Source organism: Microbacterium marinilacus (genome assembly GCF_019753765.1).
Classification (GTDB): domain Bacteria; phylum Actinomycetota; class Actinomycetes; order Actinomycetales; family Microbacteriaceae; genus Microbacterium; species Microbacterium marinilacus.
The window spans coordinates 1-18019 of record NZ_JAIJZW010000021.1 but is presented as its reverse complement, the minus strand read 5'-3'; the positions used below and the strand labels follow the sequence as shown (position 1 = coordinate 18019).

The following is an 18019-nucleotide window of genomic DNA, read 5'->3' as shown; positions in this document are numbered from 1 at the left end:
GGCCCGTGACGGTAAGCCGCGCATTACGGTGGACCAAGAGAAGGCCTCCACTTCGGTGACGTTAGACACCACCAATCGTGGAGGCCTTCTCCCTAACCGGGCGTCACCAACGTGCTGACCGGGTACAGCTAGGCGCCGAGCCGGGCAAGGTCACTCGGCGATGACGATGTCGGCCGCGCGGAAGATGCCGTCGACGGCCGGAACCCACTCGACGGCGGGGTCGACCGCATAAGAGGACGAGTTCACGTAGAGCGGGATCTGATAGGAGAGCTCGTCGTTCAGCTCCCAGATGCGCTCGTACACCTCGAGCCGCTCCTCACCCTCCGACGCCTGCTGCTCCAGGTACAGCTCGGCCATCTCCGCATCGTCGTAGTAGTCCTCGGGACCGCCCGCCAGGATCTGGTTGACCACGACGTCGCCGTCCATGACCGAGGGAGACCACCCGTTCAGGTACAGCCCGCCGATCTCGGAGTTCGCGAGCTTCAGACTGAACGACGGCTGGTCCGAGCCGACGAGCTCGACGGTGAGACCGACCTCGGCGAGCGCACCGGCGACGGCCTGCGCGACCTCGGACGCCATGGGAACGCCGCCCGTGGAGGCGTACTCGAGCGTGATGGGCGACCCGTCGTAGCCCGAGGCGGCGACGAGCGCCTTCGCCTCGTCCACATCGGTCTCCGGCGCCGACAGGTCGTCGACATACCCGGTCACCCCCGGTGCCACGAGCTGATTGGCGGGCTCGGCCAGGCCGGACAGCAGCGAGTCAGCGAGCGCCTCCCGGTCGACCGCGAGCGAGATCGCTCGACGAAGCGCGGGATCGGCCAGCGGCCCCGCGGGCGTGGTGCCGAGGAAGACGACCTGGTTGCCGGCCTCGGTGATCACCGACGCCCGCGTCGACGATTCGAGCCCCGCGACCTGGTTCGGCGGGACCAGCGCGATGTCGAGGCTTCCCGACTGCACCCCGGTGAGACGGGCGTCCTCGCTCGACACGTACGAGAACGTGACGTCCTGCACGGCCGGGGCCTCGCCCCAGTAGTCGTCGTTGCGCGTGAGCCGGTAGTCGACGCCAGAGGTGCTCGAGACGAACGAGTAGGGGCCCGTGCCGACGGGGGCATCGGCGAACGAACCCCCGGCCTCGGCGTACGCGGCCTCGGGCACGACGCCGATCGTGGCGACCATGGAGGCCCAGGCCGAGTAGGGGTTGCGGAGCGTGAACACGACGCTCGCGCCGTCAGCGCCCTCTTCGACCGCCTCGAGCATCGAGATCGCCGCGCGGTTGGTCGACGACTCGTCGCCGAGGATGGCCCGGTAGGTGCCGACGACGTCGGCGGGCGTCAGCGTGGAGCCGTCGTGGAACACGACGCCCTCACGCAGGTGGAAGGTCCACTCGGTCAGGGTCTCGTCGGCCTCCCATTCCGTGGCCAGCCCGGGGACGACCTCGCCGCTGCGATCGATGCGGGTGAGACCGTCGTACAGGGCGTAGTAGATGTTCCACGCCGCGATCGACCGCGTGAGGATCGGGTCGGTCCCGGGCGGCTCGGCCGGAAGCGCGATGGTCACCGCCGATGGGGCGTCCCCGACGGTGCCGTCGGCGGCGTCGAAGGGGGCGCAGGCCGTCAGCGCTGACGCGCCGACGACGAGAACTGCGAGGGCGAGAGGACGGGCGTTCATTCGGGCTCCTGATTCGTGGCGCGGGTGACGTCAGTCGGCGATCCGGACGATCGCCTGGGGCTTCTCGGGCACAGGGAGGTGCGTGATCTCATGGGTGTCGAGGTCGACGAGCGTCAAGCCGTCCCAGGGGCCGCGGCTCGTCGAGCCGCCGGTGAGGATGGCGAGAGGACGCGACGAGCCCGGCTCTCGCCAGAACAGGACGTTCTCGTGCCCTCGGTCGAGCTCGATGAGCTGCTCCCCGCCGGTCTCGACGTCGTACACCGTCAGGCTGGGACCGCGTGTCGCGCCGCCGACCTCCCCGACGCCCACGACGAGCAGGCGTCCGTCGTCCGACAGATCGGTACCGTGCTGGTGGGTGTCGCCGGTCAGGGGACGCGTCTCGTACGCCCCCGTCGCCGGATCGAGCACGACGACGGCCCTGCCCTGGTAGGGCAGGTAGACGACGCCGTCCGCGGCGACCGCCGCATAGTGCGGCTTGAAATGCGACATGTGCCCGCCCGCCGTCCCGAAGGGCGCGATCTCGTACGAGCGGACGGCGAACCCGTCCACGGAGACGGCATGCATCGTGAACGAGTCGTGGTCGATCGTGTACACCTCCGACCCGTCGGCGGAGAGCTTCACGTCGAAGGGCCTTTCGCCGACGTCGACGCTGGCGATCATCGACTGCGTCGACGTGTCGAGCACCTCGACCGTCGAGAATCTGCCGTCGCGGTGCACGGCGACGAAGACACGCTCGCCGTCATCGCTGACGACGATTCCGGTTCCTCCGGGGCGGTACTCGCCGAAGCCGTGCGAGGCAGGCGCGTCCCGATAGGGCACCAGGGCGACGGTGCGCCGCTCGAGGAGGTCGACGATCGCCACTCCGGGCGCGGTCGCGACATAGGCCCGCCGCGCCGGGCCGTCGACGGCGATGCCCCACGGCGCCGTCCCGACCGGGATCGTCGCCCGGACGATCGACCCCGTCGAGCGTGTCGAGAGATCGACGATCGCGATCGAATCCGCCGCGGACTGCGTCACGGCGAAGAGAGATCCGGCAGAGGAGTGCTGTACTCCGGCGGCCTGGGTCATGAACGGTTCCTTCCCTCGGGAGGTGTCGGCGGGCACGGCGCTCATGCCGCGAGGTCGATCTCGTGTCCGATGCCCCGCGCGCGGGCGGCGTCCACCAGGAGGTCTGCGATGGCGAGGTCCTGCGCGCCGATGCCGACCGAGTCGAAGAGCGTGATCTCCTCGTCCGACGCCCGCCCCCGCGCGCGATGGGCGATGACTTCGCCGATCGTCCCGACGACGTCTGCCAGAGCCATGCCCGACTCGGCGACCGCGAGGAGCAGATCACCGGACTTGGTCTCGGCGGTGGCGCGGTCGTCCACCCACACCGAGGAGCGGGCCATCGTCGCGGCGTCGACCTCACGCTCGTCCGGACGCGGGCGCGCTCCGACCACGTTGAGGTGCTGTCCCGGGCGCAGCCACTCTCCCCGCACGAGGGGATGCACGGACGGCGTGAGCGTGCACACGACGTCTGCCAGGCCGAAGACGTCCTCCACCGAGTCGACGACCTCGATCGACTCGTCGGCGAACTCGGCGGCCAGCGCCTCTGCCCGCTCGCGCGTGCGAGAGGAGATGACGATGCGCTCGAAGTCGCGAACGGTACGCAGGGCGAGCAGGTGCTCGCGGGCGAGATTGCCTGCACCCACGAGCCCCAGCACCCGACTGTCGGGGCGGGCGAGCACGCGCGTCGCGACAGCGCTCGCCGCCGCGGTGCGCACGCGCGTGGGGACGCCGCCATGCAGCACGGCCAGCGGCTCGCCGTCGCGCCGTCCGACGACCAGGATGGTGGACCGCTGCGTAGGCAGCCCGCGCGCACTGTTCTCCGGCACGTCGGCGAGCAGCTTGACCGCCGCCGTCGCCGTCTCGTCCGACACCGCGGACATGAGCACATACCGGCCCGTGTCCGACGGCGTGTACATCGAGGTCGGCGCAGGCTGGGATGCCTCGCCGCGAGCGATCTCGGCGAAGACACGGGCGACGGCGTCGATGGTCGCGGGGCGGTCGACGAGCGTCTCGAGCTGCGACGCCGTCAGGACGAGGGTCATGCCGCGTCCCCGGTCGGCTCGAGGCCGTCGGCGACCACCGCTCCGCGATGGAGCACGGTGCGGTCGGGAGATCGGTCCATCACGGCGGCGGTCACCGTGTCACCGGCGACGAGCACGAGGCTCGCCGGGTCGCCCACGGCGAGGCCGGGACGGTCCTCGATGCCGGTGAGCGTCGGCGCCGACCCGACCACCGCGCGGCCGCCCATGGTGGCGATGGCCACGGCGTGCTCGATGTGGTCGTCCCGCCGGAAGCCGTTGGTGAACGCGAGCTGCCAGGTGCGGTCGAGCATGTCGCAGTTTCCATAGGGTGACCAGTAGTCGCGCTGGCCGTCCTGTCCCAGCCCGAGACGGATGCCGTGCTCGGCGAGCAGGAGCGTGGGGAGCGCCGACGGCGGTGCGACGGTCGCCATCGCGATGTCCCACTCGCGGAACTCGTCGAGCAGCTCGCGCAGCTCGGGTTCGGGGAGGCGTCCGAGCCCGTAGCCGTGCGAGATCGTGACCCGGCCGCGCAGGTCGAGAGCCTTGACGCGCTCGATGATGAGCTCGCTCGAGAACTTCGCGAGCTGCTCCGGCTCGTGCAGGTGGATGTCGATGGGAGCGTCGAAGCGCTCGGCCAGGTCGAACACCACATCGAGGTGGCGCACCGGGTCACGATCGAGGGCGCACGGATCGATGCCCCCCACCACGTCGGCGCCGCGCTCGAGCGCTCGCGCGATGAGCTCGCCCGAGCCGTCCTCCCGCAGCAGGCCCGCCTGCGGGAAGGCCATGATCGACACGTCGGCCCGACCGGCGTGCGCCTCCCTCGCCGCCAGCACGCCGTCGAGCTTCTCGAGCCCGCAGTCCACATCGACCTGCGCATAGGTGCGCACGGTGGTCGCCCCGCGCGCGATCATGCGCCCGAGAGTCTCGGTCGCTCGCCAGGCGACGCCCTCTTCGGCCTCTCGCCAGTTGTCGCGATCGTTCAGCATCATGTTCCAGACGCCGGGCCGGCCCGTGTGCGGCCGGAACGGCAGGCCGATCCGGCTGGAGTCGAGATGCACGTGGACGTCGCTGAAGGACGGCAGGAGGATGCGATCGCGGCCGTCGACGACGGTCTCGTCTTGGGCGATCGATGCGCCCAGGGGGCGGACCTCGGAGATCCTGCCTCCGTCGATGACGACGTCGGAGGCAGGTCCGCCCCAGGGCCGGACACGGGTCAGGACGGTGCGGGTCACTCGAAGCTCGTCTCGCTGAGGTCGAAGAGGCCGTCGGCGCGCGGCACGAAGTCGAGCGACGTGTCGGCCGCGAAGTTGTTCATCGGCACGTAGAGGGGCACGAAGTAGCCGTTGTCGTTGCTGTACTGCAGCAGTTCGCGGAAGACGGCCTGACGCTCCTCGCCGACCACTCCACGCTGCTCGACCGCCAGCTCGGCCGTGCGGGGGTCCTGCGCGTAGTTGTTGTTGCCGTCGGGCTCGTAGAAGTCGGTGAGGGGGAGGTCGCCGTCGACGGTGGACGGCGCCCAGGTGTTGAGGTAGATGCCGGTGAACTCCTTGTTGCGCACCTTGAGCGTGTGGCTCTCCTGGTCGGCGCCGTTCATCTGCACCGAGATCCCGACCTCCTCCAGGTAGCCCTGGATCGTCTGCGCGACCTCCGACGAGAGCGGGATGCGGCCGTCGGTGGCGTAGTCGAACGCGATCGCCTCGCCCGTGTACCCGGCTTCGGCCAGCAGCTGCGTCGCACGCTCCGGGTCGTATCCGCCATCGGTGACCTCGTCGGAGTACCCGTCGACCGCGGGCGCGAGCATCGCGGCGGCCGGCTCGGCGAGCCCCATGAGCAGCGCGTCCGCTATCGCCGACTTGTCGATGGCGAGGCCGATCGCCTCGCGGATCCTCGGATCGGTCAGCACGCCGGACGTGGAGTTCACTCCGAGGAACACCACGCCGTTCGACAGCTCCGAGAACACCTGCGCCTGCGCCTGGTCCTCCAACGCGCCCACCTGCGTCGGCCCCACCTGCGCCACGTCGAGGCTGCCCGAGAGCACGCCGTTGACCCGGGACTCGTCGGATGAGACCGGCTGCAGGGAGATCGACTCGACGGCCGGGGCGTCGCCCCAGTAGTCCTCGTTGCGCACGAGGTCGTACGCGACCCCCTTCTGGATGCTCTCGAACGTGTACGGCCCCGAGCCGACCGGGTCCTGCGCGAAGGCGTCCGCCCCCATCTCCTGGTAGGTGTCAGCGGGCACGATCGAGATGAGCGAGGTGTTGCGCGGGAAGGCCGAGAACGGCGCGTCGAGGTGGAACCGGACCGTCTGGTCGTCGAGGGCCTCGACCGAGTCGACCGAGCTCAGGTACGCGTAGTTCTCGCTCGTCGGATCGGCGAGGATCGCCTCGTACGAGAACACCACGTCCTCCGCGGTGATCTCCTCGCCGTTGCTCGCGAGCACGCCCGGGTTCAGCGTGAAGTCCCACTGGGTGACATCGTCGTTCGACGTCCACTCCCGGGCGAGCTTGGGCTCGAGGCTCCCGTCGGCCGTGATGGCGACCAGCTGATCGAAGGTGTGGAAGAAGACCGAGAGCACGACGAGCGCGCCCGATCGGATCGGATCCATGGACGTGGGGTCCGTGGGCAGCGCCGCGACGATCGACGTCGACGCGTCGTCGGCGCCCGGCTCCGTGTCGTCGAACGCGCCGGCGCAGCCCGACAGCGTCAGGCCGCCGAGAGCGGTGAGGGTTCCGGCCGCGATGACGCGCCGGCGGCGGATGGTGTTCATATGACCTCTTTCCGGAGGGAGGCGGAACCGGTGCGCGCTGCGCATCGGTCAGCGGGGATGAGCGATGCGGGGGACGGCGTCGAGCAGGGTGCGGGTGTAGGGGTGCTGCGGAGCCGCGAAGATGTCCTCGGTCGCGGCCTCCTCGACGACCCGCCCCTGCTGCATCACCACGACGCGGTCGGAGATGTTGCGCACGACGCCGAGGTCGTGGGAGATGAACAGGTAGCCGAGACGGTGCTCGCGCTGGATCCGCTCGAGCAGCTCGAGCACCTGCGCCTGGATCGACACGTCGAGCGCGGAGACGGGTTCGTCGAGCACGAGCAGCTTCGGACGCAGCGCGAGCGCCCGGGCGATGCCCACTCGCTGACGTTGACCGCCGGACAGCTGCGACGGGGTGCGTCGAGCGAAGCTCGCGTCGAGGCCCACGTCCGTCAGGAGCTGCTGCACGCGATCGCTCCGGTAGGCCCGTCTGATGCGCAGCGGCTCGGCGACGATCTCCTCGACCGTGAGCCGTGGGTCGAGCGCCGAGTACGGGTCCTGGAAGACGAGCTGCGCATCCTCTCGTTGACGGGCCGCGCGATTCGCCAGGGAGGCGGGCACGGGCTCCCCCGCGAGCTCGATGGTGCCGGAGGTCGCGGGCTGGATGCCGAGGATCGCCCGCGCCAGCGACGACTTGCCGCACCCGGACTCGCCGACGACGGCGACGGTCTCCCCCGGGCGCACGTGCACCGTGACCCCGTCGACGGCCCGCACCGTGCCTCGACCTGCCCCGCGGTACTCCACGACCACGTCATCGGCGCGGAGCGCGAACTCGCCTGCGTCGACTCCGGCCCGGTTCGGTTCCATCGCCTCGGGCCGGGCCGCCAGCAGACGCTCGGTGTACGCGTGCTCGGGCGCCAGGAGCACCCGCGCCGTGTCGCCGTGCTCGACGACGCGCCCCCGGTTCATGACGGCGATGCGGTCGGTGTTCTCGGAGACCAGGCCGAGGTCGTGGGTGATGAGCACCAGGGCGCTGCGCGTGCGTTCGCGCACTTCGTCGAGCAAGGTCATGACCTGCGCCTGCACGGTGACGTCGAGCGCCGTGGTGGGCTCGTCGGCGATGATCAGCAGCGGGTCGTGCGCCATCGCCATCGCGATCACCGCCCGCTGCCGCATCCCTCCCGACCACTGGTGAGGTCTCGTGGCCGCGCGCTCCGCCGCGTCTCGAACCCCGACGGCCTGAAGCAGCTCGACGGCCCGGGAGCGGGCCTGCCGACGCGTCAGCCCGGGGGCGTGGACCCGCACGGCGGTGGCGACCTGGGCGCCGACCGCGCGCAGCGGGTTGAGCGCCGACATGGGGTCTTGGAAGACCATGCCGACCGTGCGACCGCGGATCGTTCGCATCTCGCGCTCGCCCAGCCCGACGATGTCCCGTCCGTCGAGCGCGACGCCGCCCGACACGCGGCGCACCCCGGCCGGCAGCAGGCCCATGGCCGACAGCATGGTGAGGCTCTTTCCCGACCCCGACTCCCCCACGATGCCGAGCGACTCGCCGGGCGCCACCTCGAGCGAGACGCCCGACACCACGGTTCTCGGCTCGCCGTCGCCGAAGGCCTCGAGGACGAGGTCGTCGATCGTGAGCACGCTGGTCATGACATCCCTCCCTTGCGCAGCAGGGCGCCGCGCCCTTCCGCGGTGAACTGGTGGCTCAGGAACTGCGCACCGGCGACCGCGAGGAACATCACGAGGCCGGGGGCGACGACCGTCCAGGGGCTCGTGCCGAGGTATTTCTGACCGTCGAAGATCATGCCGCCCCAGCTGGGGATGGGCGGCTGCACGCCGAGCCCGAGGTACTCCAGCGACGACTCGAGCAGAACGATCGTCGAGATGTCGGTGACGGCGATGATCAACGTGTGCGGCCAGACGTTCGGCACGACGTGCCGCGTCAGCACCCATGCCGTGTCGCCGCCCTGTGTGAGAGGCGAGACCACGAAGTCCTGGCGGCGCAGGGAGGCGGCGACGTTGCGCGTCACCCGTGCATATCCGACCCACCAGGTGCAGCCCAGGACGGCGATGGTGAGACCGGCGCTCGGTCGCAGGACGGCACAGATCGCGATGAGCAGCAGCACGACCGGCATCGCCAGGGTGACGTTGCTCATCACGGAGACCACCGACTCCACGCGGCCTCCGACGTAGCCTCCGACGATCCCGATCGTCGTGCCGATCACGGCGTTGAGGGCGACGATCGCGAGTGTGATGCCGAGCGTGACGCTCGTCGCGAGCGAGAGGCGATCCAGCAGATCGCGTCCCAGCGAGTCGGTGCCGAGCGGGTGAGCGGGGTGGGCGAAGGGGGCCAGCAGCGCCGAGCCGAGATCCTGTCGCATGGGCGCGAACCCCGGGAGCAGGGGCGGGACGGCCGCGATCAGCAGGACCACGGCGATCATGGCGGCACCGATCACGGCTGTACCGGTCAGGCGGAACCTCGGACGCCGCGTCGGGGCGACGACGACGGTCTCGGCGGCGAGCGGCTGTGCGGTCATGCGGTGGCCGTCCTCGGGTCGATGCGGTGTACCAGGAGGTCGACGAGGGTGTTCACGACGACGAACATGAGAGCCACGAAGAGCAGCCCGGCCTGGACGATCGGGAAGTCTCGCTGGCTCACCGCGTCGGTGAGGAGCTGGCCGAGCCCCGGCCAGGCGAAGACGACCTCGACGACGACGGTGCCGCCGAGCAGTCCTCCCAGGTTGAGCCCGGCCATCCCCAGCACCGGCAGCAGGGCGTTGGGCAGCATCTGCGTGAACAGGATCGCCACGCGCCGTTGGCCCTGCGCGAAGGCGGTGCGCACGTAGTCCTGCCCGGCCTGCTCGCTGAGGGCCACGTCCAGGAGCCGCAGGTACATCACGAACTGCCCGGTCGTCAGGGTGATCACCGGCAGGACGAGGCTCTCCGGGCTGGTTCGCCCGAGCGAGGGCAGCAGCCCGAGCGTCACCGCGAAGACGAGCACGAGCAGCAGGCCGAAGAAGAAGTCCGGGATCGACTGGCGGAGCGCTCCGCACCAGTTCGCGATCGCCCTGAGCACGCGGCTTCCCGTGATCTGGATGAGCAGCGCGACACCGAGCGCGAGCGCGAAGCCCCCCAGGAATGACCACACGGCGAGCTCGAACGTCGCGGGGATCCGCTCGAGCACGAGGCCGATCGCGGGCTCGCGCAGACGGTACGAGTCGCCGAAGTCGCCGACGAAGAGACCGCCGAGATACGCGAGGTACTGCACGAGGATCGGACGGTCGAACCCGAGGGCGGCGTTGAGGGCGGCGACGTCGTCGGCGTTCGCGTTGTCGGGCAGGAGCAGCGCTCCGGGCTCGCCCGTCGCACGGCCGAGGACGAAGGCGACCGTGACGACGAGGAACAGCGTCACGAGCGCCAGCCCGAGGCGGCGGAGGAAGAAGACGGTCACGTCAGGGACGTTAGGGGACGGCCTGGCCGCGATCCGGCCATGTAATCCGTTCGTCACGCAAGCCTTACGTCCATGACATTTTTGAATACCAAAACGGCGGTTACGGCGATCAAGGTCTCGCTTACGAGATATTTGGCATTCCAAACCGGGGTTTCGCGCCCGTCTGTCAGGATGACGACATGACGACCGAGAGCGCACCCGGCCTCCCCGCGCGCATCGCGCATCACCTGCGAGAGCAGATCATCACCGGCGAGATCCCGATGGGCAGCAGGCTCAACGAGCGTGACATCGCCGAGCAGCTTCAGGTCTCCCGCGTGCCGGTGCGCGAAGCCCTTCCGATCCTCGAGGCCGAGGGATTCGCGACCTCCCGACCCCGACGCGGATCGGTCGTCCACACCTTCACCCTCGCCGACGCCCGAGAGGTGTTCGACCTGCGCAGGCAGCTCGAACCTCTCGCGGCGGGCTTCGCGGCGAAGCGCGCCGCGGCGGGAGCGGACACGACGGGCGTGCGCGAGGCCCTCGAGAGCGCGGCCGAGGTGGCCGCGGACCTGCCGCCCTCGACCCGCAACTCCGACCTGCACGACGAGATCATGACGCTCTCGGGACATGCGCTGCTGCAGCGCATGTCGGGTCTTCTCAGCGGACGCGTGCGCTGGCTCTTCCGGCTCACACCCGAGCGGGACACGCCGTCGATGTGGCAGGAGCACAGCGACATCGTGAGCGCCATCGTCGCCGGCCAGCACGACCTGGCGACGATGCTCATGGCCGCTCACGTCGAGCGCGCCGCGATCGAGTCCCTCCCCCTGCTCGAGGGGCGCCTCCCGGCCGAGGCCCCGGCGCCCCGGCGCCGCCGCGCCACGGCTTGACGCGGGAATGACGAAACCCCCGCGATCCCTGTGTTTCCACGGGTTCTGCGGGGGTTTCGGTGGCGGTGACGGTGGGATTTGAACCCACGGTAGGGGGTTACCCTACACAACTTTTCGAGAGTTGCACCTTCGGCCGCTCGGACACGTCACCGGGATCGAGTTTACGGGAGGTTCACCCCGGATGCGAAATCGGCGGCGGGGTCGCTCAGCGGATCACCAGGCGGCGAGCGCGGCCGCGCCTCCGGGGCTCGGCCGGCGCCGTGACGCACGGCGACAGCCCCTCCCGTCCCGCGCCCCGGCACGGCAGACTCGAGGCATGGCCGTCATCGAGAACGCGAAGATCACCGTCGTCGGCGCCGGGGCGGTGGGGGCCGCCACCGCCTACGCCTCCCTCATCCGCGGCGTCGCCCGCCACGTCGCCCTGTACGACATCAACGCCGCGAAGGTCGAGGCCGAGACGCTCGATCTCGCGCACGGCTCCCTGTTCACGGGGTCGAGCCAGATCGAGGGGTCGAGCGACATCGCCGTGACCGAGGGCTCGCACGTGGTCATCGTGACGGCCGGCGCGGCGCAGCAGCCCGGGCAGACCCGGCTCGAGCTCGTCGGCACGAACGCACGGATCTTCCGCTCGATGATCCCGCAGCTCGTCGAGGCGTCGCCGCAGGCGGTGTTCGTGATCGTGTCCAACCCGTGCGACGTGCTCACCCTGCTCGCGCAGGAGCAGACGAGCCTGCCGCCCGAGCGTCTCTTCGCCTCCGGAACCGTGCTCGACACGTCACGGCTGCGGTGGCAGCTCGCCCAGCGCGCCGGGGTCGCGGCCAGCTCGATCCACGCGCACATCGTCGGGGAGCACGGCGACACCGAGTTCCCGCTCTGGTCGACCGCGACCATCGGCCCCGTCCCCCTGCTGGAGTGGAAGCCCGAGGGGCGCGACCCCCTCACCCGCGACGAGCTCGACGACGTCGCCCACGAGGTGCGGACCGCCGCATACAAGGTCATCGAGGGAAAGGGCGCGACGAACTACGCCATCGGCCTCTCGGCCAGCCGCATCGCCGAGGCGGTGCTGCGCGACGAGCGCGCCGTGCTGCCGGTCTCGACCGTGCTGACCGACTTCCACGGCCTCTCGGATGTGGCGCTGTCGGTGCCGTCGATCGTCGGATCCTCGGGGGCGTCGCCGATCCACGAGACCCGCTTCTCCGACGCCGAGCTGGGCCTCCTGCACGCCTCGGCCGACACCATCAGGGCGACCGCGGCCGAGGTGCGCGCGGCGTAGCGACGCCGGCACCGGAGATCCCGCGTTCTTCGGATCCGTCCGGGCGGATGGGCCCGGAGGACGCGGGATCTCCGTGCGTGGGTCACGCATCGCCCGCGTACGCTCCTCACGCCGGCGCCGTCAGTCGCCATCGCGCCACATACCCGCTTCAGGCGCCACGGCGGCACGCGCGGCGGACACATTACGTAATGTGAAGTGGCGATCCGCTCCGGAGCGACGGCAGACTCGATGCACGCGTCGCATCACCACCGCGGGCGCTCCTCCCCCACGCCAGAGAAAGGCCTGCCCGCGTGATCTCCCTCGAGCATGTGTCGAAGCGTTACGGAGACATCGTCGCCGTCGACGACGTCTCCCTCACGATCCCCTCGGGACAGGTGTACGGCATCGTCGGCCAGAGCGGCGCCGGCAAGAGCACGCTGGCCCGGCTGGTCAACCTGATCGAGCGCCCCGACAGCGGACGGGTGGTCGTCGACGACGTCGAGCTGACCGCCCTCAACGACACCGACCTGCGGGCCGCCCGGCGCCGCATCGGCATGGTCTTCCAGCGCTTCAACCTGCTGAACAGCCGCACCGTGCGCGGCAACGTCGAGCTCGCCCTCGAGATCGACGGCACGCCGCGCGCCCGGCGGCAGGCACGCGCGCAGGACATGCTCGACCTCGTCGGCCTCGGGCACCGCGGCGACGCGGGCATCCACGAGCTCTCCGGCGGCCAGCAGCAGCGGGTCGGCATCGCGCGGGCACTCGCCGCCAACCCGACCGTGCTGCTCTCCGACGAGGCGACGAGCGCCCTCGACCCCGAGACGACCGCGTCGATCCTCGACCTGTACCGCCGCATCAACGCAGAGCTCGGCCTGACCGTGCTGCTGATCACGCACGAGATGGACGTCGTGAAGTCGATCTGCCACTCGGCGGCCCTCGTCGAGCACGGCCGCGTCGTGGAGAGCGGACGCCTCACCGACGTCATCCGCACCCCCGGATCGCGACTGACCAGCCAGCTGTTCCCGCTCGGGCCGATCCCGCAGTCCGCCGACCCGACCGCGACGGTGATCGACATCACGTTCGCGGGCGGCACGGCCGACCGCCCCGTCATCGCCCGCGTCGCGCGCGACCACGCCGTCGACGTATCGCTGCTCGGGGCGCTCGTCGAGCAGATCGGCGGCACCCAGGCCGGGCGCACGCGCCTCGAGGTGCCGGCGCCCGCGGCGGCGGCCGTCATCGCCGACCTGCGCGGTCAGGGACTGCTCGTCGAGGTGCTGCAGGGAGAGGACGCACGATGAACGACCAGCTGCTGCAGGTGCTGCTCACGGCCACGGGCCAGACGCTCTACATGGTGGGCGTCGCGCTGCTCGCCACGGTCGTCATCGGCCTGCCGCTCGGCGTCGTGCTGGTGGGCACCGAGCGCGGCCGCTTCCTCGAGGCGCCGCTCGGATCGCGCGTCGCGGGCACGATGATCAACCGCGTGCTCGACTTCATCGTGAACCTCGGCCGCTCCGTCCCGTTCATCATCCTGATGGTCGCGCTCATCCCCTTCACCCGGATCATCACGGGCACGTTCATCGGGCCGACCGCGGCGATCGTGCCGCTCTCGGTCGTCGCGATCCCGTTCTTCGCCCGCATGGTCGAGATCGCCATCAAAGAGGTGGACACCGGGCTGCTCGAGGTCGCCTCGTCGCTCGGCGCGAGCCGCTGGCAGCTCGTCGTGAAGGTGCTGCTGCCCGAGGCGGCGCCGCCCATGCTGCTCGGCCTGTCGACGACCGTCACCTCGATCATCAACTTCTCGGCGATGGTCGGCACGGTCGCCGGCGGCGGCCTCGGCGACGTGGCGATCCGCTACGGCTACCAGCAGTACAGCTGGATCCATATCGTGTCGGTCATCGTCATCATCTTCGCGATCGTCATGGTGCTGCAGTCGCTCGCCTCCTGGGGCGCCCGCCGCCTCGCCCACCGCACGCCCCGCACCGCCTCCCCGCTCGTCACCGCACCCTGAAACAAGAGGAAGACCACACATGTCACGCAGCACCCGCTCCGCGCTGATCACCGCCGCCGTCGCCGCCACCGCCCTGCTTCTCGGCGGCTGCGCGTCGACCGACGACGCCCCCGCCGAGGGCGGCGACGGCGAATCGCTCGGCACCATCAAGGTCGGCGCCCTGCAGACGCCCGCCGGCGACATCCTGCAGCACGTCGCCGAGAACGGCGCGGGGGAGCTCGGGCTGACCATCGAGTTCGTGCCCTTCACCGACTACAACACCCCCAACACCGCGCTCGCCGACGGCTCGATCGACGCGAACCTGTTCCAGAACACGACGTTCCTCGAGAACTTCAACGCCAACACCGGCAGCGACCTCATCAGCGTCGGCGAGGCGTACCTGCCGTCGGCCGCGTTCTACTCCGACAAGGTGACGAGCCTCGACGAGCTGGACGAGGGCGCCACCGTCGCCATCCCCAACGACCCGACCAACGAGGGCCGCGCGCTCAAGCTGCTCGCCGCCGAGGGCGTCATCGAGGTCGAGGACGACGTGACGGATCTCACCGGCATCACGGCGAACCCCAAGGACCTCGAGTTCCAGGAGATCGAGAACGCGACCCTGCCGCAGGCGGTCGCCGACGTCGACGCCGCGTTCGTCACGATCGCGTTCGCGCTTCCCGCCGGGCTCACCTCGGACGACGCGATCCTGATCGAGGGCGAGGACAGCGACTACTACAACGTGCTCGCCACGCGCGCCGAGCTCGAGGACGACCCCCGCATCGTCGCCCTCTACGAGCTGCTGACCTCGCAGGAGGTCGCCGACTACGAGAACACGACGTGGGGCGGCCTGGTGGTGCCGGTCGTCAACGACTGACCGTCCGCGACGACGCGCCCGGCCCTCAGCGGGCGGGCGCGTCGTCGAAGCGGTGCGGGTCGACGAAGCCGGTCGGCCCGGCATCGAACGGATGTCCGAACCTCCGCCTACGCTGGAGGCATGGCCAGCAAGCGACCCGCCCCCGCCGCGTACAAGTGCACCGAGTGCGGCTGGACGGCGGCCAAGTGGGTGGGGCGCTGCGGCGAGTGCCAGCAGTGGGGCACGGTCGTCGAGGCCGCCGAGCAGACCGGGATCACCCGCCGGCTCGATCCGATGATCCCCACGTCCGCGGCACGGCCGATCACGCAGATCGACACGACGGAGGCGCCCCGGCGCCCGAGCGGCGTCGGCGAGTTCGACCGGGTGCTGGGCGGCGGCGTGGTGCCCGGCGCCGCCATCCTGCTGTCGGGCGAGCCGGGCGTCGGAAAGTCGACCCTGCTGCTCGAGGTGGCCGCGCGCTCGGCGCGGGAGGGCCGCCGCGTGCTCTACATCAGCGCCGAGGAGTCGCCCGCGCAGGTGCGGATGCGCGCCGAGCGCACCGGCGCGCTGCACGACGAGCTGTACCTCGCCAGCGAGACGGACCTCGCGACGGTGCTGGGGCAGATCGACTCGGTGGAGCCGCAGCTCGTGATCGTCGACTCGGTGCAGACCGTGTCGTCATCCCTGTCCGACGGCGCCGCCGGCATGCCCGGCCAGGTGCGCGAGGTGGCGTCCACCCTCATCCGCGTGGCGAAGGACCGCGACCTGCCGATCATCCTCGTCGGGCACGTCACGAAGGACGGCCAGGTGGCGGGCCCGCGAATGCTCGAGCACCTCGTCGACGTCGTGTGCCAGTTCGAGGGCGACCGGCAGACCGCGCTGCGGTTCATCCGCGCGCTGAAGAACCGCTTCGGCCCGACGGACGAGGTCGGCTGCTTCGAGATGACCGGCGACGGCATCGCCGAGGTGCCCGACCCGAGCGGCCTGTTCCTGTCCCAGGGCGCGCCCGAGCCCGGCACCTGCGTCGCGATCGCCCTCGAGGGGCGGCGCGCCATGCCCGTCGAGGTGCAGGCGCTCACCGTCCCCACCGGAGCGCCCAACCCGCGGCGCATCGTGCACGGCGTCGACTCCTCGCGCGTGGCCATGGTGCTCGCGGTGCTCGAGCGCCGAGCGGGCATCAAGACCAGCGACCTCGATGTGTACGTCTCCACCGTCGGCGGCGTGCGCTTCACCGAACCCGCCGCCGACCTCGCGATCGCCGTGGCGGTGGCCGGGTCGGTGCGCCACTGGGCGGTGACCCGCGACATCGCGGCCGTCGGCGAGCTCAGCCTCGCCGGGGAGGTGCGCCCGGTCACGCAGTCGGCGCAGCGCCGCACCGAGGCCGCACGCCTGGGCTACGCCCGCGTGATCGACGACCGCAGTCGCACCCTGCGCGCCGCCCTCGACGACGTCCGGGTGCACGGCAAGGCCAACGCGCTCGACGACGTGCCGGGGTTCTAGCGCCGGACGGCTCCCCCGTCACGCCCCGAGGTCGAGGGCGTCCAACAGGTCGGCCGGGCTCGCCTGCATCGGATGCGGCCCCGCGATGTCCAGGAAGACCGTCGTGATGGTGTCGCGGTGCTTCGTGAGGAACGACCGCAGCCACACCGACGAGTAGAGCCCGATGCCCGGCGGCAGGTTCTCCGGCTTGTGCGTCGCGTCGCTGAACAGCAGCAGCGCCACCTGCCCGCTCTCCGGATCGCGGTAGGTCCAGACCTCCCCGCCATCCAGCGGATCGTCGCGCTTGCCCGGCTTCAGCAGCGGCACGACGGTGTTGCCGTTGCGCAGCGCGAGCGCCACCGCCGCCATGTCCTGGCGCTCCAGCGCCTGCGCCAGGGCCTCCGACCGGAACTCGACGTCCGGGGCCTTCTTCCGTCGGTTTCGGGACACCATGCGTTCAGACTACGGCTACGCAGATATAAGCGTCCGGACAGCCGGAGTCGAGCATTCTGTCAGGTTCGAAAAAGCCCAGTTGATACTGTTGTTTATGCCCGTTCGGGTGCGGCATCGGTGGGGACTGGTGGATCACCGCACTCTCAAAAGCAGGTTTGGTGTCTGACACCCTGGGGGCCTGCGCGGGTCGACGTGACAAGGCCCGGAGTCGTTGCTCCGGGCCTTATCCGTTCCCCGGATGCGCGTCCTCCGGGATATGCGTTCCGCCGTCCGAGCGCTGGACGCGTCTCAGCGCAGGAAGAACTGCGCGGTCTTCGCCGACTTCACGTCGCCGATCTCGACCGTGAGGTGGTACGAGGCATCGCCCGCACGCGCGCGCGGACGCTGCTCGGCGTCGCACGTGCCCGGGGCGGAGCGCGTGCGATCCCAGACCAGGCGGTCGGCGCTCTCGACGGTCTGCCCGGCCGCCAGCGTGACGACGTAGTCGCTCGGCTCGCTCTGGCAGTCGGTCGACCGCCACCACGTGTCGTCGCCGCTGGTGATGACGAACCGCTGCTTCGACGTGCCGACGTCCATGGTGCAGTCCACGGAGCCCGTGTTGGTGAGCTTCATCCAGACCTCGACCGGCTTCGTCTCGAACACCTCTCCGCTCACCATCGGCTCGAGGTCGATCACGTCCGGGTCGCACGGCTGCGGCTTCGGCGGCTCGGTCGACGTGGGCTCGGGGCTCGGCGAGGGGCTGTCGATCGGGGTGGGGCTGGCGCTCGGCGCGGCAGCCTCCGACGTCGTCGGCTCGGGCTCCGGCTCGCCCGCCGGGCCCGCGAGACCGCTCCAGGGCTGCGCGATGACCAGCCATGCGACGCCCGCGATCAGCACCAGCGCGAGCAGCAGCACGGCGATCCTGCGCCGCCGGTACACGGCGGGCGAGTGTCGACGAGGCGGCTGATCTCCCACGTCCTCCAGCGTAAGCGCGCACCCCTGAACGTCCAGGACGCGCGCCGTGCGCGACGGCCCGCGCCGAGGTCGCAGGCGCGTCCGTGGCGCGGAGGTCGGCGGCCTAGTTGTAGTGCCCAGCCAGGTTGTTTGAAATGCGGCTGATGGGTGGGAGCTTTCCGATGGCGGTGTGGGGTCTGTGGTGATTGTAGAAGTGCAGCCAGGCCGGGAGAGCTGCTCGCCGAGCTGACTCGGA

The 18019-nt window shown here is 70.7% G+C and carries 17 protein-coding genes and 1 tRNA gene; 6 read left to right on the top strand and 12 right to left on the bottom strand.

All coding sequences use genetic code 11. The features are described from left to right. Positions 1-150 precede the first annotated feature (150 nt). Genes K5S26_RS18320 through K5S26_RS18285 form a run of 8 tightly spaced genes read right to left on the bottom strand, consistent with a single transcriptional unit; the run spans position 151 to position 9940 of the window. On the bottom strand, positions 151-1668 hold the full coding sequence (locus K5S26_RS18320; RefSeq protein WP_221860919.1) for an ABC transporter substrate-binding protein: 1518 nt from the start codon (positions 1666-1668) through the stop codon (positions 151-153). 30 nt (positions 1669-1698) lie between these two features. After that, positions 1699-2736 carry a YncE family protein gene (locus tag K5S26_RS18315; protein WP_221860916.1) on the bottom strand — a complete coding sequence of 346 codons (1038 nt, stop codon included), beginning with the start codon at positions 2734-2736 and terminating at the stop codon, positions 1699-1701. A gap of 41 nt (positions 2737-2777) precedes the next feature. After that, on the bottom strand, positions 2778-3758 hold the full coding sequence (locus K5S26_RS18310; protein ID WP_221860914.1) for an ornithine cyclodeaminase family protein: 981 nt from the start codon (positions 3756-3758) through the stop codon (positions 2778-2780). Further along, positions 3755-4972 (bottom strand): amidohydrolase family protein, encoded by a 1218-nt coding sequence (locus K5S26_RS18305; RefSeq protein WP_221860912.1) that lies wholly within the window; start codon positions 4970-4972, stop codon positions 3755-3757. Before K5S26_RS18305 ends, K5S26_RS18310 begins: the two co-directional genes overlap by 4 nt. Further along, positions 4969-6507 carry an ABC transporter substrate-binding protein gene (locus K5S26_RS18300; RefSeq protein ID WP_221860910.1) on the bottom strand — a complete coding sequence of 513 codons (1539 nt, stop codon included), beginning with the start codon at positions 6505-6507 and terminating at the stop codon, positions 4969-4971. Before K5S26_RS18300 ends, K5S26_RS18305 begins: the two co-directional genes overlap by 4 nt. Before the next feature lie 48 nt (positions 6508-6555). Then, positions 6556-8139 (bottom strand): dipeptide ABC transporter ATP-binding protein, encoded by a 1584-nt coding sequence (locus K5S26_RS18295; RefSeq protein WP_221860908.1) that lies wholly within the window; start codon positions 8137-8139, stop codon positions 6556-6558. Continuing rightward, complete coding sequence (locus K5S26_RS18290; RefSeq protein ID WP_221860906.1) at positions 8136-9026, bottom strand: ABC transporter permease; 891 nt, start codon at positions 9024-9026, stop codon at positions 8136-8138. Before K5S26_RS18290 ends, K5S26_RS18295 begins: the two co-directional genes overlap by 4 nt. Next, on the bottom strand, positions 9023-9940 hold the full coding sequence (locus K5S26_RS18285; protein WP_221860904.1) for an ABC transporter permease: 918 nt from the start codon (positions 9938-9940) through the stop codon (positions 9023-9025). Before K5S26_RS18285 ends, K5S26_RS18290 begins: the two co-directional genes overlap by 4 nt. 179 nt (positions 9941-10119) lie before the next feature. On the opposite strand from K5S26_RS18285, the gene K5S26_RS18280 reads away from it, so the two are divergent. Further along, positions 10120-10806: a GntR family transcriptional regulator gene (locus K5S26_RS18280; RefSeq protein ID WP_221860902.1), complete on the top strand. Its 687-nt coding sequence runs from the start codon at positions 10120-10122 to the stop codon at positions 10804-10806. 60 nt (positions 10807-10866) lie between these two features. Here K5S26_RS18280 and K5S26_RS18275 read toward each other — a convergent pair. Beyond that, a tRNA-Ser gene (locus K5S26_RS18275) sits at positions 10867-10957 on the bottom strand. A 165-nt stretch (positions 10958-11122) separates the two neighbouring features. On the opposite strand from K5S26_RS18275, the gene K5S26_RS18270 reads away from it, so the two are divergent. The 5 genes from K5S26_RS18270 to radA all read left to right on the top strand — a co-directional run bounded on the left by K5S26_RS18270 (position 11123) and on the right by radA (position 16398). Beyond that, positions 11123-12079 carry an L-lactate dehydrogenase gene (locus tag K5S26_RS18270; protein ID WP_221860900.1) on the top strand — a complete coding sequence of 319 codons (957 nt, stop codon included), beginning with the start codon at positions 11123-11125 and terminating at the stop codon, positions 12077-12079. A 290-nt stretch (positions 12080-12369) separates the two neighbouring features. Next, complete coding sequence (locus K5S26_RS19275; protein WP_221860898.1) at positions 12370-13356, top strand: methionine ABC transporter ATP-binding protein; 987 nt, start codon at positions 12370-12372, stop codon at positions 13354-13356. Further along, positions 13353-14066 (top strand): methionine ABC transporter permease, encoded by a 714-nt coding sequence (locus K5S26_RS18260; RefSeq protein WP_221860896.1) that lies wholly within the window; start codon positions 13353-13355, stop codon positions 14064-14066. Before K5S26_RS19275 ends, K5S26_RS18260 begins: the two co-directional genes overlap by 4 nt. 19 nt (positions 14067-14085) lie before the next feature. Then, positions 14086-14919 (top strand): MetQ/NlpA family ABC transporter substrate-binding protein, encoded by an 834-nt coding sequence (locus K5S26_RS18255; RefSeq protein ID WP_221860894.1) that lies wholly within the window; start codon positions 14086-14088, stop codon positions 14917-14919. Positions 14920-15039: 120 nt separating this feature from the next. Next, the gene (gene radA, locus K5S26_RS18250; RefSeq protein WP_221860892.1) at positions 15040-16398 is read left to right on the top strand and encodes a DNA repair protein RadA; all 1359 of its coding nucleotides are present in this window, start codon (positions 15040-15042) and stop codon (positions 16396-16398) included. An 18-nt stretch (positions 16399-16416) separates the two neighbouring features. Here the strand turns inward: radA and K5S26_RS18245 are convergent, their stop codons facing one another. The 3 genes from K5S26_RS18245 to K5S26_RS18235 all read right to left on the bottom strand — a co-directional run. After that, positions 16417-16830: a dehydrogenase gene (locus tag K5S26_RS18245; protein WP_221860889.1), complete on the bottom strand. Its 414-nt coding sequence runs from the start codon at positions 16828-16830 to the stop codon at positions 16417-16419. Positions 16831-17118: 288 nt separating this feature from the next. Beyond that, positions 17119-17784: a hypothetical protein gene (locus tag K5S26_RS18240; protein ID WP_221860887.1), complete on the bottom strand. Its 666-nt coding sequence runs from the start codon at positions 17782-17784 to the stop codon at positions 17119-17121. A gap of 103 nt (positions 17785-17887) precedes the next feature. Continuing rightward, a partial coding sequence (locus K5S26_RS18235) for an integrase core domain-containing protein (protein ID WP_221860840.1) occupies positions 17888-18019 on the bottom strand: 132 nt, incomplete at its 5' end.

What these genes read in the sequence shown, in the direction of transcription:
- K5S26_RS18280 (WP_221860902.1), top strand. Translation starts at nt 10,120, where the DNA reads ATGACGACCGAGAGCGCACCCGGCCTCCCCGCGCGCATCGCGCATCAC.
- K5S26_RS18255 (WP_221860894.1), top strand. Translation starts at nt 14,086, where the DNA reads ATGTCACGCAGCACCCGCTCCGCGCTGATCACCGCCGCCGTCGCCGCC.
- K5S26_RS18270 (WP_221860900.1), top strand. Translation starts at nt 11,123, where the DNA reads ATGGCCGTCATCGAGAACGCGAAGATCACCGTCGTCGGCGCCGGGGCG.
- K5S26_RS18295 (WP_221860908.1), bottom strand. Translation starts at nt 8,139, where the DNA reads ATGACCAGCGTGCTCACGATCGACGACCTCGTCCTCGAGGCCTTCGGC.
- K5S26_RS18260 (WP_221860896.1), top strand. Translation starts at nt 13,353, where the DNA reads ATGAACGACCAGCTGCTGCAGGTGCTGCTCACGGCCACGGGCCAGACG.
- K5S26_RS18320 (WP_221860919.1), bottom strand. Translation starts at nt 1,668, where the DNA reads ATGAACGCCCGTCCTCTCGCCCTCGCAGTTCTCGTCGTCGGCGCGTCA.
- K5S26_RS18245 (WP_221860889.1), bottom strand. Translation starts at nt 16,830, where the DNA reads ATGGTGTCCCGAAACCGACGGAAGAAGGCCCCGGACGTCGAGTTCCGG.
- K5S26_RS18315 (WP_221860916.1), bottom strand. Translation starts at nt 2,736, where the DNA reads ATGACCCAGGCCGCCGGAGTACAGCACTCCTCTGCCGGATCTCTCTTC.
- K5S26_RS18290 (WP_221860906.1), bottom strand. Translation starts at nt 9,026, where the DNA reads ATGACCGCACAGCCGCTCGCCGCCGAGACCGTCGTCGTCGCCCCGACG.
- K5S26_RS18300 (WP_221860910.1), bottom strand. Translation starts at nt 6,507, where the DNA reads ATGAACACCATCCGCCGCCGGCGCGTCATCGCGGCCGGAACCCTCACC.
- K5S26_RS18310 (WP_221860914.1), bottom strand. Translation starts at nt 3,758, where the DNA reads ATGACCCTCGTCCTGACGGCGTCGCAGCTCGAGACGCTCGTCGACCGC.
- radA (WP_221860892.1), top strand. Translation starts at nt 15,040, where the DNA reads ATGGCCAGCAAGCGACCCGCCCCCGCCGCGTACAAGTGCACCGAGTGC.